The 14,786-nt window shown below is 72.3% G+C and carries 15 protein-coding genes; 6 read left to right on the top strand and 9 right to left on the bottom strand.

What is annotated here, in order from left to right:
* Positions 1–125 precede the first annotated feature (125 nt).
* The 4 genes from R1Z03_RS17690 (at position 126) to R1Z03_RS17675 (ending at position 4,557) form a co-directional block, all read left to right on the top strand.
* Positions 126–1,094 (top strand): LysR family transcriptional regulator, encoded by a 969-nt coding sequence (locus R1Z03_RS17690; protein ID WP_317353423.1) that lies wholly within the window; start codon positions 126–128, stop codon positions 1,092–1,094.
* Between the two features lie 111 nt (positions 1,095–1,205).
* Positions 1,206–2,582, top strand: a complete 1,377-nt coding sequence (locus tag R1Z03_RS17685) for an aspartate aminotransferase family protein (protein ID WP_284429642.1) — start codon at positions 1,206–1,208, stop codon at positions 2,580–2,582.
* On the top strand, positions 2,582–3,649 hold the full coding sequence (locus R1Z03_RS17680) for a peptidogalycan biosysnthesis protein (protein ID WP_317353418.1): 1,068 nt from the start codon (positions 2,582–2,584) through the stop codon (positions 3,647–3,649). The genes R1Z03_RS17685 and R1Z03_RS17680 overlap by 1 nt, the downstream gene beginning before the upstream one ends.
* Positions 3,646–4,557: an arginase family protein gene (locus R1Z03_RS17675; protein ID WP_317353415.1), complete on the top strand. Its 912-nt coding sequence runs from the start codon at positions 3,646–3,648 to the stop codon at positions 4,555–4,557. The genes R1Z03_RS17680 and R1Z03_RS17675 overlap by 4 nt, the downstream gene beginning before the upstream one ends.
* Before the next feature lie 13 nt (positions 4,558–4,570).
* Here the strand turns inward: R1Z03_RS17675 and R1Z03_RS17670 are convergent, their stop codons facing one another.
* From R1Z03_RS17670 to R1Z03_RS17630, 9 genes are all read right to left on the bottom strand, one after another.
* A complete protein-coding gene (locus R1Z03_RS17670; RefSeq protein ID WP_317353412.1) occupies positions 4,571–5,797 on the bottom strand; it encodes a DegT/DnrJ/EryC1/StrS family aminotransferase in 1,227 nt (408 codons plus the stop codon).
* Positions 5,787–6,203, bottom strand: coding sequence for a DMT family transporter (locus R1Z03_RS17665; protein WP_317353411.1), 417 nt, complete (start codon positions 6,201–6,203; stop codon positions 5,787–5,789). The genes R1Z03_RS17670 and R1Z03_RS17665 overlap by 11 nt, the downstream gene beginning before the upstream one ends.
* The gene (locus R1Z03_RS17660) at positions 6,200–6,589 is read right to left on the bottom strand and encodes an EamA family transporter (protein WP_284429647.1); all 390 of its coding nucleotides are present in this window, start codon (positions 6,587–6,589) and stop codon (positions 6,200–6,202) included. The genes R1Z03_RS17665 and R1Z03_RS17660 overlap by 4 nt, the downstream gene beginning before the upstream one ends.
* Positions 6,586–7,479, bottom strand: coding sequence for an alpha/beta fold hydrolase (locus R1Z03_RS17655; protein WP_317360413.1), 894 nt, complete (start codon positions 7,477–7,479; stop codon positions 6,586–6,588). The genes R1Z03_RS17660 and R1Z03_RS17655 overlap by 4 nt, the downstream gene beginning before the upstream one ends.
* Before the next feature lie 11 nt (positions 7,480–7,490).
* On the bottom strand, positions 7,491–8,144 hold the full coding sequence (locus R1Z03_RS17650; RefSeq protein ID WP_317360411.1) for an MtnX-like HAD-IB family phosphatase: 654 nt from the start codon (positions 8,142–8,144) through the stop codon (positions 7,491–7,493).
* Between the two features lie 70 nt (positions 8,145–8,214).
* Complete coding sequence (locus R1Z03_RS17645; protein WP_317353407.1) at positions 8,215–9,138, bottom strand: efflux RND transporter periplasmic adaptor subunit; 924 nt, start codon at positions 9,136–9,138, stop codon at positions 8,215–8,217.
* Positions 9,135–9,884 carry an ABC transporter ATP-binding protein gene (locus R1Z03_RS17640; protein ID WP_272565281.1) on the bottom strand — a complete coding sequence of 250 codons (750 nt, stop codon included), beginning with the start codon at positions 9,882–9,884 and terminating at the stop codon, positions 9,135–9,137. The genes R1Z03_RS17645 and R1Z03_RS17640 overlap by 4 nt, the downstream gene beginning before the upstream one ends.
* Positions 9,881–11,017: an ABC transporter permease gene (locus R1Z03_RS17635; RefSeq protein ID WP_284397849.1), complete on the bottom strand. Its 1,137-nt coding sequence runs from the start codon at positions 11,015–11,017 to the stop codon at positions 9,881–9,883. Before R1Z03_RS17635 ends, R1Z03_RS17640 begins: the two co-directional genes overlap by 4 nt.
* Entirely contained in the window at positions 11,014–12,474 is a 1,461-nt protein-coding gene (locus tag R1Z03_RS17630; protein ID WP_317353404.1) for an efflux transporter outer membrane subunit, read from the bottom strand. Before R1Z03_RS17630 ends, R1Z03_RS17635 begins: the two co-directional genes overlap by 4 nt.
* Before the next feature lie 213 nt (positions 12,475–12,687).
* Here R1Z03_RS17630 and R1Z03_RS17625 point away from each other — a divergent pair, with 213 nt between their 5' ends.
* Both R1Z03_RS17625 and R1Z03_RS17620 read left to right on the top strand, forming a co-directional pair.
* A complete protein-coding gene (locus R1Z03_RS17625; protein WP_317353401.1) occupies positions 12,688–13,419 on the top strand; it encodes a response regulator in 732 nt (243 codons plus the stop codon).
* Positions 13,420–13,435: 16 nt separating this feature from the next.
* Positions 13,436–14,605, top strand: a complete 1,170-nt coding sequence (locus R1Z03_RS17620; RefSeq protein WP_317353399.1) for an ATP-binding protein — start codon at positions 13,436–13,438, stop codon at positions 14,603–14,605.
* Positions 14,606–14,786: the final 181 nt, after the last annotated feature.

Here is a 14,786-nt window from a genome sequence, read left to right as displayed (position 1 = left end):
TGACGGCCCCAAGGGCTTTTGTGTAGCGGGAATAATGGAAAGGCCTTTGTGCCTCATGGGCACAAATCGGCGGCCTTTTGGCTTTCTTTTTCCCACCTCCCGAACCCCATCGTCCGGTGCCTCCGATGCCTCGATCCCAGCCCCAGCCCGACAGCACCACGGTCGAAACCCACCGGTCCGGTGAACTGGAGGTGCTGGTGCTGGTGGCCGAGCGCGGCAGCCTGTCCGCTGCGGCGCGGCAACTGGGCGTGTCGCCCTCGGCCATCAGCAAGGCGATGTCGCGGCTGGAAGCGCGGCTGGGCGTGCAATTGCTCCAGCGCAGCACGCGGCGCGTGCTGCTCACGCCGGAGGGCACGCAGCTGTACCAGGGGGCCAAGCGCCTGCTGGCCGACCTGAACGATCTGGAGGCCGACGTGGCGGCCCGCAGCGCGCCGCGGGGCACGGTGCGCATCGGCGCCAGCACGTCCACGGGCGCCGTGCTGCTGCTGCCGCTGGTGCCGCGCCTGCGGGCGCTGCACCCCGGTCTCAGCCTGGACCTGTACTTCACCGACCACGTGGTGGATCTGGCGGACGCGGGCATCGACATCGCGATCCGCTGGGGCGCGCTGCCCGCCTCGGACATGGTGGCGCGCCTGCTGGGCCACACGCGCCAGATCGTCGTGGCCGCGCCGCAATACCTCGCGCGCCACGGCGAGCCCCGCCATCCTGACGACCTGCATCGGCACGTGCGCCTGGGCTGGAACTACCCGCGCGCCATTCCGCACTGGCCCTTCATGGTGGACGGCCAGCGCGTGGCCGTGGACATCGGCCATGCGATCCGCGTCAACGACGGCGACGTGATGCGCCGACTGGCACTGGAGGGCGCGGGGCTGGCCCGGCTGTCGCTCTACCACGCCTGGGACGATGTGGCGAGCGGGCGCCTGGTGCCCGTGCTGGAGGCGTTCAATGCCGGCGACCTGGAGCCCATCCACGCCGTCTACATCGGCCGTCCCGACCGGCTGCCCCCGCGCACGCGCGCCGTGCTGGATTTCCTGCAGGCGAACGTGGACCTGCGGCACGCCGAGGCGGCGCTGCCGCCGGGCGGCACGGCCTGAGCGTGGCGGCGTTTTCCTGCCGTCTGCACAAAGTGCGCACAAAAGCTCGATAGTCGATCAAGGTTGGCTGCGCAGACTTCGCCGAAATCTTTTTTCCGGAGTCTTTCTTTCATGACCATCGACGCTGCCCAGCTCCTCGCGGACGAAGCCAAGTACTGCTCCTTCGGCGACACCGTTCACTACGTCAACCCGCCCAAGATCTTCGACGGCTGCGACGGCAGCTACATGTACGACGCCGAGGGAACGCCCTACCTCGACCTGCAGATGTGGTACTCGGCCGTGAACTTCGGCTACAAGAACAAGCGGCTGGAAGAGGTCATGATCCGCCAGCTGCAGACCCTGCCGCAGGTGGCCAGCCAGTACCTGCACCCCACGAAGATCGAGCTGGCGAAGTTCATCGCCCAGGACGCCGAAGCCAAGTGGGGCAACGCGGGCCGCGTGCACTTCAACGTGGGCGGCGCGCAGGCCATCGAGGATTCGCTCAAGGTGGTGCGCAACGCCAGCGGCGGCAAGAGCCTGATGTTCGCCTTCGAGGGTGGCTACCACGGCCGCACGCTGGGCGCCTCCAGCATCACCTCCAGCTACCGCTACCGCCGCCGCTTCGGCCACTTCGGCGACCGCGCGCAGTTCCTGCCGTTTCCCTATCCCTTCCGCCGCCCCAAGGGCATGACGGCCGAGGAATACTCCGAATCGCTGGTGCAGGAGTTCGCGCGCAAGTTCGAGAACGAATACCACGCCGTGTGGGACCCCAAGACGCGCCAGTGCGAATACGCGGCCTTCTACGTCGAGCCCATCCAGGGCACGGGCGGCTACGTGGTGCCCCCGGCCAATTTCTTCAAGGGCCTCAAGAAGGTGCTGGACGAGCATGGCGTGCTGCTGGTGGTGGACGAGATCCAGATGGGTTTCTGGCGCACCGGCACGCTGTGGTCGGTCGAGAACTTCGGCGTGAAGCCCGACGTGCTGGTGTTCGCCAAGGCGCTGACCAACGGCCTGAACGCGCTGTCTGGCCTCTGGGCGCGCGAGGAACTGATCAACCCCACGATCTTCCCGCCGGGCTCGACGCACTCCACCTTCGCCTCCAACCCGCTGGGCACGGCGCTGGGCCTGGAGGTGATGAAGATGACGCACGAGATGGACTTCGGCGCCCAGGTGCGCGACAGCGGCGCCTACTTCCTGGAAGGCCTCAAGGACCTGCAAAAGCGCCACAAGGAGATCGGCGACGTCGACGGCCTGGGGCTGGCGCTGCGGGCCGAGATCTGCACCGAGGACGGCTTCACGCCCAACCGCGCGCTGCTGGACAAGATGGTGGACATCGGCCTGGAAGGCAATCTCGAATACCAAGGCCAGAAGCGCGGCCTGGTGCTGGACGTGGGCGGCTACTACAAGAACGTCATCACGCTGGCGCCGTCGCTCATGATCACGCGCCCCGAGATCGACGAGGCCCTGGTGCTGCTGGAGCAGCTCCTGACGCGCGCCAAGCGCAGCTGATGCCCTGGCGCAACGCGCTCGAGCCGCAGGCGCTGGCCGGGCACTTCGCGGCGCACCCGCCGCAAGGCTTCACGGTGCTGCAGGGCCTGCCGGCGCCGGCCTTCGCGGCGCCGCTGGACCTGCTCACCACGGCGGACGATGCGCTCAAGGCCCGGGTGCGGGCACTGCCGCTGTTCGCGCGCTGGTCCCGCTGGCTGCGGGTGGCCACGGGGTTCGTGGGCACCACGGTGACCGAATACGCGCCGCTGCCCGCGGATGGCACCGCGCCCGAAGCCCTGGCGCAGGCCGTGCGCGCGGGGCCGGGGCGGCGCTTCGCGCTGGCCATCATCAAGGACCTGCCGCAGCAGTCGCCCCTGCTGTCCGACGCCGACAACGCCTACGCGGCCACCCTGGCGCACGCCTGCGAGCGCCAGGGCTTCGTGCTGGTCGAAGGGCAGGCGCTGGCCTATGTGCCCATCGACTTCGCGAGCATCGCCGACTACCTGGGCCGCCTGTCCGCCAGCCGGCGCCAGAACCTGCGCCGCAAGCTGCGCAGCCGCGCGGGGCTGGCGGTGCGCCACATCGCCACGGGCGAGGCCTTTGCCGATGACGCCGTGGTGGATGCCTACTACGCGCTGTACGAGGCCGTGTACGCGCAGAGCGAGGTGCACTTCGACCGGCTCACGCGCGGTTTCTTCGCCGCCGTGCTGCGCGATGCGTCCAGCGGCGGCATCGCTTTCGAATACCGCCACGCCGCCACGGGCGAGCTGCTGGGCTGGAACCTGTGCTACGTGCATGGCGGCCGCCTGGTGGACAAGTACATCGGGCTGGCCTACCCGGCCGCGCGAGAGGCCAACCTGTACTTCGTGAGCTGGATGGAAAACCTCGAATACGCGCTGGCGCACGGCCTCACGCACTATGTCGCCGGCTGGACGGACCCGGAGGTCAAGCGCAGCCTGGGCGCGCGCTTCACCTTCACGCGCCACGCGGTGTACGTGCGCCAGCCCGTGCTGCGCGCCCTGGCGCGGCGGTTCGCCGGGCGCTTCGAGAGCGACCGGCAGTGGCGCGACCGCGCGGAGGCCGCATGAGACCGGCCGACTGGCCACCGGTCGTGCTCGACCTCGACGGCGCCGTCGGGGCGCTGCCGGACGAGCGGCGCATCGATCTGGCGCAGGACTGGCACGAGGCGCTGCGGTTCGGCTGCGGCCTGGCCCGCATCCGGGCCTTCGGCGGCCTGCTCGACGCCCGGCTGCCGGCCTTCGACCGCCACGGCCCGGTCTTCATGGGCAGTGGCGATTTCCACCACCTGAGCTGGCCGCTGATCGCCCGCTGCATCGCCGCGCGCGGGCACACCGCCGCGCGGCCTCTGCGCGTGGTGGTGCTGGACAACCACCCGGACAACATGCGCTTTCCGTTCGGCGTGCACTGCGGCTCGTGGGTGCGCCGCGTGGCGATGCTGCCACAGGTGTCGCACGTGCACGTGGTCGGCATCACCTCGGGCGACATCGGCCTGCGCCACGCGTGGGAGAACTACCTCGCGCCGTTGCGTGCCGGCCGGCTCACCTACTGGAGCGTGGGGGTGGATACGCGCTGGGCGCGCTGGCTGGGCCTGCAGGCGCGGTTTCGCAGCCTGCCCGATGCCGACACGCTCGCCGCCACGCTGTACCGCGTGCTCTCGGCCCACCGCCAGCCCACCTACCTCAGCATCGACAAGGACGCGTTCTCGCCCTCGGTCGTGCGCACCAACTGGGACCAGGGCGTCCTGGGCGCCCACCACGGCGCCGCCCTGATCTCCGCGCTGCGCGGGCAGCTCGTGGGCAGCGACGTGACGGGCGAGGTGTCCGTGCACCGCTACCGCACGGCGTGGAAGCGGTGGCTCAGTGCGGGCGACGGGCAGGACACGGCCCAGGCCGACGCGGCGCTGCCGCAGTGGCAGGCGCAGCAGGCGGCGTTCAATCGGGTGCTGCTGGGGCAGCTGGCGATGGCGGCGGATTGAACGGCGCGCGAGGCTAAGTCCGCACCGCCTGCGCCAGCGTGGCGCAGACCCGCTCGAAGCCCGCGTCGTCCAGCCAGGGGCTGTTGCTGATGGACAGCACCTGCGTGGCGAATCGCCGGGCCTGGGGCAGCCCTGCCGCGCGGTCCTCCGCCGAAACGAGGTGGGCGTAGCGCCCGTAGTCGGGCAGCACGTGCACGAAAGGCACGCCCACGCCCAGGCCGGCACCCCACAGGGACTCCAGCGCGGCCTCGCGGGCCGCCGCGTGGGGCAGCAGCACCAGCAGGGTGGGCCAGGTGCCCTGCGCACCGCCGGCGGCCACGCTGTCCTCCAGCACCTGCAGCCCGGCGATGCCGCGCAGCCGTGCGACCCGCGGTGCGGCGCGCGCCTGCGCCGCGGCCAGCCAGTCGGGCAGCCGCGCGAGCGCCCGCACGCCCACCGCCTGCCGCCAGCGGCCCACGCGGTGCAGCGGAATGCGCGGCGAGAAATCGTCCCCCGCGGCGCCCACGCGGTCGCCCCGGGCGAGCGCCCGGCGCAGCGGCGCGCCGTAGGCCATCGGCAGGGTGGCTGGGCGGTAGAGCGCGGCGTAGGCCAGCAATTCGGCGCTGCGGCGCAGTTCCCAGAGGATGCGGCGCGGCACGGTGCTGCGGCTGGCGTGCAGGCATGCGGTGCGCAGCTGCGGGTCGGCCGCGATGAGCGCGCCGCCCTCGAAAAGGGTCAGTCCCTTGCCCACCGCCAGGCTGAAGAAAGCGAGGTCGCTGCCGGCCCCCACGCTCGCGCCGGCCACGCGCGCACCCAGGGCCTGCGCCGCGTCCTCGATGACCCAGGCGCCCGCGGCCCGCGCCAGGCTGCGCACGTTGGCCGTGTCCACCACGCGGCCGGCCAGGTGCGTGGGCAGCACCGCCAGCGTGCGGTGGCCGCACAGCGGATCGAGCTCCGCCAGGTCCAGGTCGAGCGTGCCGGGGCCGAGGTCGCACAGCCGCAGCTTCAGGCCGCAGTGCGCCACCGCCATGGCCACCAGCGGGCAGGTATAGGCCGGCACCACGACTTCGTCGCGGTCGGGCGCCAGCGTGCGCAGTGCCGTGAGGGCGACCACCAGCGCGGCGGTGCCGGAGCACTCCACCTGCACGGCAGGCACGCCCAGGAAGCGCGCGAGCGCACCGCCCAGGTCGGCATCGCCGCCGGGCAGCAGGTCGGCCATTCGCAGCGGAAGGCCCGCGGTGGGCGGGGCTTCACGCGCCATGGTGCGACGGGGCGTGCCCGGACCCGGGCTCGGCATCGGCATCGGCCTCGCTGCGCGCCAGGCAGGCGATGCCGCCCAGGATGAGCACCGCGCCCGCCACCTGCGGCCAGCCGATGGGCTCGTTGAACCACACGGCCGAGATGGCCAGCACCGAGACGACTTCCAGGTGCGAAGCGGCGAACGCCGGGCCGATCGGGGCATGCTCCAGCAGCGTCATCCAGGTGAAGAACGCGCCCAGGTAGCCGATGAAGGCCCCGTAGATCCACGGGTGCCCGAAGACCCGCACCAGCCAGTCGGCGGACAGCTCCAGCGGCAGCGCGTGCTCGCCCGCGAGCTTGAAGCTGATCTGCGCCAGTGTGTCGAACGCCACCAGCGCGAGGAACCCGAGGGCGTAGAAGCGCTTCATCCGTGCAGCCCCACGACGGCCACGCCGGCCGACACCAGGAGGATGCCGGCCACACGCATGCGCGACAGCTTCTCGCGGAACAGGAACCGGCCGGCCACCATGACGGCCACGATGTTGATGGAGCCCAGCAGCACGCCGTCCGACAGCGGCACGAGCGAGAGGAACGCCAGCCACACCAGGAACTCGGCGACGTAGCAGCCCACGCCGATCCACAGCCACGGCCGGCGCGCCATGAAGGCCCAGCGGGCCAGGCCACTGCCGGCGCGCGGGTCGGCCGTGGCCGCCGCCTTGAACGCCAGCTGACCGCCCGTGTCCACCAGCAGGTTCAGCGCCCAGAGCGCTGCCACCAGCGGCGTGATGCCGCCCTCGGCACCGGCCGGGTTCACGGCGTGCCCCCGCGGGCGACGTGCTCCGCGAACGCGACGGTGCGCGCCACGACGGCGCGGCGCTCCCGGTCGATGGTGATCATGTGGTAGCTGTCGTCCAGCAGCACCAGTTCCACCGGCGCGTACCGCACGCCCTGCACGATGGCCTGGGCGTTGGCGGCCGAGGCGATGTCGTCGTGGCGCGCATGCAGCACGAGGCAGGGCGAGCGCACGGCATCCAGGCGCCGGCGCACGTGGGCCGCCAGTGCGCGCATCTCGATCACCGACCACCACGGGTTGCCCGGCAGGCCGGCCGCCGCGCTGTCGCCCGATTGCATCTGCGCCACCACGCGCTCGCGCAGCGCCGCGTCCTTGATGCCGTAGGGCGGCTGCTCCATGAAGACGCGGCGGCGCCCGATGCCAAGCATGCGAAACAGCGGCAGCAGGAACGACAGCCGCGTGTACGCTGGCATGCTCCAGCCGTCGTAGCGGAAGGTGGGCGACAGCGCCACCACGCCGGCCACCTGGGCCGGGCGATCGGCGGCCAGCGCCAGCGCCAGCACGGCGCCCATCGAGAGGCCGCACGCCACGAGCCGGCCGCCGGTCACCATCGCCAGCCGGTCGGCGCCGCGCTGCACGCTGGCGTGCCAGTCCTGCCAGCGCGTGGCCACCAGATCGTCCTGCGTGCCGCAGTGGCCGGCCAGCTGCACGGCCAGCACGGTGAAGCCGGCGCGGTGCAGGCCCTTGGCCAGCAGGCGCATTTCGTTAGGCGTGCCCGTCAGCCCGTGGATCAGCAGCACGCCGGTGCCGGCGTTCGGGCCGTGCCCACGCAGCAGGTATTCGTGCTGCGTGTCGGCATCGCCGGGGCGGGCCGCCGCGTCGCCCAGGGGGAGGGCGGTTTCGCGGGACATCACGGCGGCGTTCATGCCGCCAGTTCCATTGCCACGGGTTGCGGCAGCAGGGCGAGCGCCTGCGAGAAATCGGTGAATGCGGCATGGGCGATGCCGTGGTCCACGCAGTGCTGGATGAGCTTGTACTTGGCCAGCACGAAGTCGGCTCGGCCGGACACGCAGAAGTCCGAGGTGCTGTCGCCCACGTACAGCACGCGGCCATGCCGCTCGCGCTGCTCGGCCAGGCGCTCGCATTTGCAGTTGCCGCTGGCGCGGGCGCAGGCGGCGCTGGCCCAGGGCGATTGCAGCTGCCAGCTGCGCGGCCCGGTCTGCACCAGCCGGTTGGCGATCACCGGCAGGTCGCCCAGGCCATGGCGTTCCAGCACGGCATGGATGGCGTAGTCGATGCCGTCGCTCACCACCTGCACCGGCATGCCCCGCTCGCGGGCTGTGCGCACGAAGGCGCCGAAGTGCGGGTCCACCGCGATGGTGGCCAGGTGCGCGTCCAGCTCGGCGCGGTCCATGTCGAGCAGGGCCACCTGGCCCTTCATGCATTCGCGCGAGCCGATCTCGCCGCGCTCCCAGGCGGCCTCCAGCGCCTCCCAGCCGTCGCGGCCGAAGCGCTGCAGCAGCGAGTCGGTCACGTCTTCGGTGCTGATGGTGCCGTCGAAGTCGCATTGCACCATCCAGCCCGAGCCGGTCGCGGGCTGGGAGACATGGCGTGCATCGACCAGGGCGATGCGGTGGGTTCTGGCGTCAATCATGGAAGCTCACTCTCACGTTCTGTCCGACCCGCGCGGTGGGCGCCTGATCGAACTCCAACACACATTCGACGATGCGCACGGGGCCGCGCTGGACGTCGTCCTGCAGCCGCCCGGTGCCGAGCACGGGGCTGATGCGCACCACATGCGCCGGCGGCATCGCCGCAGCGGCGGTGTCGCCATCGGTGGTGACGGTGGCGCGCTGGCCCACGTGCACCTGGGCCGCGTAGCTTTCGTTCAGCTCGGCCCGCACCACGAGCGGGCGGCGCGGCAGCAGCGTGATGGCCGCTGCGCTGCCCGACGCCGGCGCACGCTGGCCGGCCTGCGTGCCCACGCGGACCACGGTGCCGTCTTCTGGCGCGTGCAGCTCCAGCCGTGCGCGCTGCGCCTGCACCTGGGCCAGGCGGCTGCGCGCCACTTCGGCCTCGGCCTGCGAGACGGCGAGATCGGCTTCGGCATCGCGCACGGCCTGCAGGGCTTCGTCGGCACGCTGGGGTTCGGCGGCGCCCGCAGTCACTGCCTCGGACAGCCGAGCCGCCGTGCGGCGCAGGGCCGGCAGGCGCTGGGCGCGTGCCTGGTGGCGGGCCTGGGCCAGGTGCAGCTCGGACTGGGCGACCGCGGCTTCGCTGCCCGCGGCATCGCCCGCCAGGCGCAGCAGCAACTGGCCGCGCTGCACGGTCTGCCCTTCCTGCACGGCGACGGCCTGCACCAGCCCTTCCTGCGCGGGCGACAGTTCGAGCAGGCCGCCCGGCACTTCGATCTTGCCGCGCGCCACGGCCACCTGGGCCGGGGGCGGGGGCTCGGCCGCGACGGCCGAGGGCAGGGGCTTTTCGTTGCAGGCGACCAGCAGCACGGCCGTGGCGAGGAGCGCCGGGATCAGGCCGAGCAGCGACGGGGGCGTAAGGGGCAGGCGGGTCATGGGGTGTTCGTGGTCAGGGGCGCGTCGGGTTGGCGCCAGTCGCTGCGGATGGCGCCGTCCTCCATGCCCAGCACCCGGTCGGCATGGCGCACCAGCCGGGGGTCGTGGCTCACGCACAGCACTGTGGTGCCGTGCGCGTGGGCGATGCGGTGAAGGATGTCGATGACACGCTGGCCGCTGTCGGCATCCAGCGCGCTGGTGGGCTCGTCGGCGAACAGCAGTTGCGGTTCCTTGGCGATGGCCCGCGCGATGGCCACGCGCTGCTTTTCTCCGCCGGACAGCTGCGCGGGCCGCATGCTGGCGCGGTGCGACAGGTCCACCTCGTCCAGGGCGCGGCGGGCGCGCTTTTCGCTCTCGCGGTCGCTCAGGCCCAGGTAGCCCAGCGGCAGCTGCACCTGTTCCAGCGCCGTCAGGGCGGGAAACAGGTTGAAGCCCTGGAACACGAACCCCGTGTGGTGCAGCCGAAAGCGCTCGAGCGCGCGCACGCTGAGCGCGCCCAGGTTCTCGCCCAGGGCGATGGAATGGCCCGCGTCCGCCCGCTGCAGGCCGGACAGCAGCGACAGCAGCGTGCTCTTGCCGCAACCGGAGGGGCCGGAGATGAGCGTGAGCTCAGCCGGGTAGATGGACAGCGTGAGGCCTTCGATGACCTGCACGCGCACGACGCCCGACACGAAGGACTTGTGCACCTGCACCGCCTGCAGGCTGGGCGTGAGGCGGGGGGCTTCGGGAGCGGTGCCGTGGTTCATCGCAGGAGCAGGGCCGGGTCGGCCCGCAGCAGGCCACGGATGGCGAAGAAACCCGAGAACAGGGCCACGATCCCGACCAGCACGGCGCAGGCGGCCGCCACCCGTGGCGTCATGGCGACCGGCACGCCATAGGCGGCGGCCACCCCCAGCAGCGCGGCGCTGGTGGCGCCGGCGACCAGCAGGCCCAGCCCGCCGATCCAGCAGGCCTGCTCGATCACGAGCCGGCCCAAAGCGCCGCGGCTGGCACCCAGGGCGTTGAGCACGGCGTATTCGCGCGCCGTGCCGGCCACCACGCCCATGAGCGACTGGCTGGTGACCACGGTGCCGACGAGGCACACGACGATCACCATGAACAGCACGGCCACGCCCGCGCCGGTGTCGAACATCCAGTACAGCTGCGACCGGCGCGAGAACTGCCGGGCCGTCCACACCTCGAACGGGCCGAAGCCCGGGCCGCCCTGCGACAGCCGGGCCTGGGCGGCCGCGGCGTCTGCCGGGCTGCGGGTGCGTGCCACCACATAGGTGCTGCCGGAGCCGGCTTCGGCACCGGCGATCTCGCGCGCGGTGTCCAGCGAGGCCAGCACGTTCACCCCACCCAGGCCGCGCAGGCCGTCCACGGCCGCGGCCACGCGCACCGGGTGGCTGTTGATCCACGCGGTCTGGCCGACCCGCACGCCCAGCGTGTCCAGATCGGCCCGGTCCACGATCACCGCGCCCGGCTCGCGCAGCGCATCGCGCTGCCACGGGGCGATGAGGCGTGCGAACAGCATGCCGTCGGGCGCGCTGCGGATGCCCGAGACATAGACCGAGATGCCGCCCGCGCCCGCCTGGGCGCTGCGCCAGTCGCCATCGACCCAGAGGTAGGGCTCGACGGCGGTCACGGCGGGGTCCATGCGCATCCGGCTTTCCACGTCGCGGCCGATGGCGCGGCCGAAGTTCACGCTCTGCGTGCCTGGGTAGCCGGCCCAGAGATCGGCCGTCGAGGCCCGCACGTAGACGGCGGCGCTGCCGAAGATGCCCAGCACCAGCGCGGCCTGCACCATCAGCAGCAGGCCGGAGAACCCCACGGCGAACACCGCTGGCACGAACCGGCGCCATTCGTGCACCAGGGTCTTGCGGGCCAGTGGAATCATGGCGCGGTCCCCGCGATGTGCTCCGCGATGCGCGTGGCCTCGGGCGCGGCCGCTCCCACTTTGGGCTCGGCCGGCGGCAGTGGCGCGCCGCCCAGGGCTTTGTAAAGGGCCACGAAGGCGAGGGCGCGGGCGTCCTGCGCGGTGTCCCATTCCGCGGCGGCCTGCAGTTCGGCGCGCCGCTGCGGCAGGCCGTCGTATTCGCTGGCCAGCCCGAGGCGGATCTGCGCCTGCCCGGCCGCCGTCCGCTGGCGCAGCAGGCCCAGGGCCTGGGCGAGCGCGTCCGCGCGGGCCTGCTGTGCCCCCAGGGCCGCGAGGGCGCCCTCCACCTCGGCCACGCCGTTGTTCACGGCCTTTCGGTAGCCGAGGAGCGCGGCGTTCACCGCTTCCTGCCGGGCCTGCACCTGCATCTGCCGACGGCCCCAGTCGAACAGCGGAACGTCGATGACGGGCCCGAGCGCGGGGGCGTTTTCGCTGCGTGTGCGGAAATGCTGGGTGATGTTGTACGAATAGAGCAGCGAACCCATGAGCGAAATGCGCGGGTACAGCTCGGAGCGCGCCAGCCCCAGCGCTGCGGCCGCCTTGTTCACCTCGGCCTCGGCGGCGTGCACATCGGGGCGGGTGCGCAGCAGATCGGCGGGCAGTTCGACCAGGGCGAACGGCGCCAGCGTGGGAGGCGCGCTGCCGGGCACCTCGGCGCTCCAGGCCGGATCGGGGGTGGTGCGGCCCACCAACACGGCCAGGGCCTGCGCGGCACGGGCACTGGCTTCGGCCAGGGGCGCCTGCGCAGCGCGGGCCTGCGACGCCCGCACGCGGGCCTGCACGATCTCGTCCGCCGGCCCCAGGCGGGTGCGCAGCCGCACCTCGGCCAAGGCGGCGCTGCGTTCGTCCAGGGCGGCCATCTGCGCCAGCCGCTGGGCCTGGCGGCGCGCGGCGCGCAGGTCGAGGTAGTTGCGCACCACATCGGCCACGACCGCCACCCGAACGCCCTGGGCATCGGCCCCGGCCGCATCCAGTTCGGCTTCGCCGGCCTGGCGCGTGCTTTCGCCGGCGCCGAAGAGGCCCAGCTCCCACACCATGTCCAGGCTGGCGTGAAAGTAGGTGTCGGTGGCCGAGATGTCCTGCAGCGAACGGGCGCTGGCGCCCAGCGACGGCCGGAACTGCAGGGCCGCGCGGCCCGATTGCAGCCGCGCCTCGCGGAGCCGGCTGGCGGCCTGCGCCAGGTCGAGGTTGCTGGCCAGCGCTTCCTGCACGAGGGCATCCAGCGCAGGGTCGTTGAAGGCCTTCCACCAGGACCGCAGGTCGGCTGCCGTCGCACCGGCGGGCGCCGGCTGGCTCCAGGCCGCTGGCACCGGGGCCACGCCCTGCACCGAGGGGGCATCGGCCCCCCCGAGCGCGGCGCACCCGGCCACCAGGACGGACAGCGCGGCGCACGGCAGGAGGTGAAGGGATCGGTTCACGCGGACAGGACCTGGAGGGGGAAAGGGCATTCGGGGAGGGTTTTCAGCGGGCATTGGGCCCGCCAAAATTCGCGCAGCCGTGAATACCGTGTGGAGAAAACGTGGAGACGCGCCGGGGCCGGTGCGGAGGGCGGCCCATGGATAATCGGCCGGCGGTGTGCCGCCCTCGGACCCTCCCCGGGCCCCGTGGCCGCTGCCCTAGCCCCTGGTGCCATGAACAGTCCTGCCCCCCTGCCTGGTCCGCTTGTCCTCGTGGTCGAGGACGAACCCGGGATCGCCAGCATCCTCACGGCCTACCTGCAGCGCGACGGACTGCGGGCGCAGCAGGCCGGCAACGGCCTGGACGCCCTGCGGCTGTTTCGCCAGCTGCGGCCCGACATGGTGCTGCTGGACATCCACCTGCCCGGCATGGACGGCCTGGACGTGCTGCGCGCCATCCGCGAAGAGGGGCAGACCCCGGTCATCATGGTCACCGCGCTGGCGGACGACATCGACAAGCTGCTCGGCCTGCGACTGGGGGCCGACGACTACGTGGTCAAGCCCTTCAGCCCGCCCGAGGTGGTGGCCCGCGTGCGCGCCGTGCTGCGCCGCACGCGGTCGCAGGAAGCGCTCGCCACCACGCCGATCCGCGTGGGCCGGATCGAGATCGACCAGCAGGCCCATGCCGCCCTGGCCTATGGCGAGGACGGGCGTGCCGTGCCGCTGCCGCTCACGTTGACCGAATTCCGGCTGCTGGCCTGCCTGGCGGCGCAGCCCAAGCGCTGCTTCTCGCGCGGCCACCTGATCGAGCATTGCCTGCCCGAGAGCGACGCGCTCGACCGGGTGATCGACTCCCACCTGTCCAAGCTGCGGCGCAAGCTGCAGCAGGCCGGGCAGGGCGAGCTGATCGAGACGGTGCGCGGCATCGGCTATCGCCTGTGGCCCGGCGAGTCCGCCGAGGGCTGACCCGAGCCGCCGCGCCATGCAAGGCTCCATCCTCGATCGCATCTGGGTCCGCTTCGGGCTGTACATCGCCGGAACGCTGCTCGCCACCATGGGCCTGCTGGCGGCCAGCGTGGTCGTGTTCTCCGAAATGCAGTACCGCGATTTCTACCGCAGCCTGCCCGCCACCGTGCAGCACGAACTGGACGAGCTCAACGACCACGACCAGGAGGACAGCCCCCAGGCGATGGCGATCTATGGGCAGTACTGGCGCGGCGACCTGCTGTTCGGCGAGAAGTGGTCGCTGGTCGTCGGGCTGGTGGTGTGCCTGCCTTTCGGGCTGGCAGTGGGGTTCTGGGTGTCGCGCCTGGTCACGCAGCCCGTGGCCTCGATGGCCGAGGCCGCCACGCGCGTGGCCATGGGCGACTTCACCGTGCGGGCGCAGCCGGGCCGCTACAAGGGCGAGATGGCCGAGATGGTGGGCCACTTCAACCAGATGACCGATGCGCTGGAGGACATGGCGCGCGAGCGCCGCGCCACCGCCGCCTCCATCTCGCACGAGTTGCGCACGCCGCTGACCGTGCTGCGCGCCCGCCTGCACGCGATCTGCGACGGCGTCATCGAGGCCGACGCTGCCGAGTCGCGCGCCCTGCTGGAGCAGGTCGAGTACCTCGGGCGCCTGGTCGGTGATCTGCACACCCTGTCGATGGCCGAAGCCGGCCAGCTGTCGCTCAAGATGGCGCCGCAGGACCTGGCGGAACTGGTGCGCGAGGCGCTGGCCAGCCATGCCAGCCGCATCGCCGAACATGGCGTGGCGCTCGATTTGCAGGTGCCGCAGGCGCCACGCGCGGCGCTGGTGAATGCCGACCCCGACCGCCTGCGGCAGGTGCTCTTCAACCTGGTCGAAAACGCGCTGCGCCACGCGGGCGACGGCGGCTGGCTGGGCGTGGCGGTCGAGGTGACGGCTGCCGGCGTGGCGCTGCGCGTGAGCGATGCCGGGGCCGGGCTGCCGCCCGAGATGCTGTCGCGGCCGTTTCGCCGCTTTCCGCACGCGCCCGGGCACGGGGGCGAGGGCTCGGGCCTGGGGCTGTCGATCGTCCATGCCCTGGTGGTCCGCCAGGGCGGCACGGTCGAGGTGGAAAACCGCCCGGAAGGGGGCTCTTGTTTCACCGTGCGGTTTCCGGCGGTGGCGCCCCAGGCGTTGGCCTGAAGGGTTGCCTCCCCGCCTGCGCTGCGCCCGGCGGGCACGGGCGGTGCGGGAATCTGTCCTACGGGCTCCGCTGCCAAAGGCCCACAGGGGGGCTGAGGGGCCATTTCTAGGATCGGGCTTGTTGCGAGAACGGGGGCATGCCACCCGATCCTGCGGCTTCCCACCGACCGATCCTGACTGA

It is taken from the genome of Acidovorax sp. BLS4, from assembly GCF_032929295.1.
In the GTDB taxonomy this organism is placed as follows: Bacteria; Pseudomonadota; Gammaproteobacteria; order Burkholderiales; family Burkholderiaceae_C; genus Paracidovorax.
The sequence above is the reverse complement of the archived record's forward strand: the minus strand, read 5'-3'. Positions and strand labels throughout refer to the sequence as shown.

Excerpts from the sequence above, each read along its gene's own strand:
- R1Z03_RS17690 (WP_317353423.1), top strand. The coding sequence starts at position 126 with ATGCCTCGATCCCAGCCCCAGCCCGACAGCACCACGGTCGAAACCCAC.
- R1Z03_RS17645 (WP_317353407.1), bottom strand. The coding sequence starts at position 9,138 with ATGACCCGCCTGCCCCTTACGCCCCCGTCGCTGCTCGGCCTGATCCCG.
- R1Z03_RS17655 (WP_317360413.1), bottom strand. The coding sequence starts at position 7,479 with ATGTCCCGCGAAACCGCCCTCCCCCTGGGCGACGCGGCGGCCCGCCCC.
- R1Z03_RS17685 (WP_284429642.1), top strand. The coding sequence starts at position 1,206 with ATGACCATCGACGCTGCCCAGCTCCTCGCGGACGAAGCCAAGTACTGC.
- R1Z03_RS17665 (WP_317353411.1), bottom strand. The coding sequence starts at position 6,203 with ATGAAGCGCTTCTACGCCCTCGGGTTCCTCGCGCTGGTGGCGTTCGAC.
- R1Z03_RS17620 (WP_317353399.1), top strand. The coding sequence starts at position 13,436 with ATGCAAGGCTCCATCCTCGATCGCATCTGGGTCCGCTTCGGGCTGTAC.
- R1Z03_RS17675 (WP_317353415.1), top strand. The coding sequence starts at position 3,646 with ATGAGACCGGCCGACTGGCCACCGGTCGTGCTCGACCTCGACGGCGCC.
- R1Z03_RS17670 (WP_317353412.1), bottom strand. The coding sequence starts at position 5,797 with ATGGCGCGTGAAGCCCCGCCCACCGCGGGCCTTCCGCTGCGAATGGCC.
- R1Z03_RS17650 (WP_317360411.1), bottom strand. The coding sequence starts at position 8,144 with ATGGTGCAATGCGACTTCGACGGCACCATCAGCACCGAAGACGTGACC.
- R1Z03_RS17635 (WP_284397849.1), bottom strand. The coding sequence starts at position 11,017 with ATGATTCCACTGGCCCGCAAGACCCTGGTGCACGAATGGCGCCGGTTC.
- R1Z03_RS17625 (WP_317353401.1), top strand. The coding sequence starts at position 12,688 with ATGAACAGTCCTGCCCCCCTGCCTGGTCCGCTTGTCCTCGTGGTCGAG.
- R1Z03_RS17680 (WP_317353418.1), top strand. The coding sequence starts at position 2,582 with ATGCCCTGGCGCAACGCGCTCGAGCCGCAGGCGCTGGCCGGGCACTTC.
- R1Z03_RS17640 (WP_272565281.1), bottom strand. The coding sequence starts at position 9,884 with ATGAACCACGGCACCGCTCCCGAAGCCCCCCGCCTCACGCCCAGCCTG.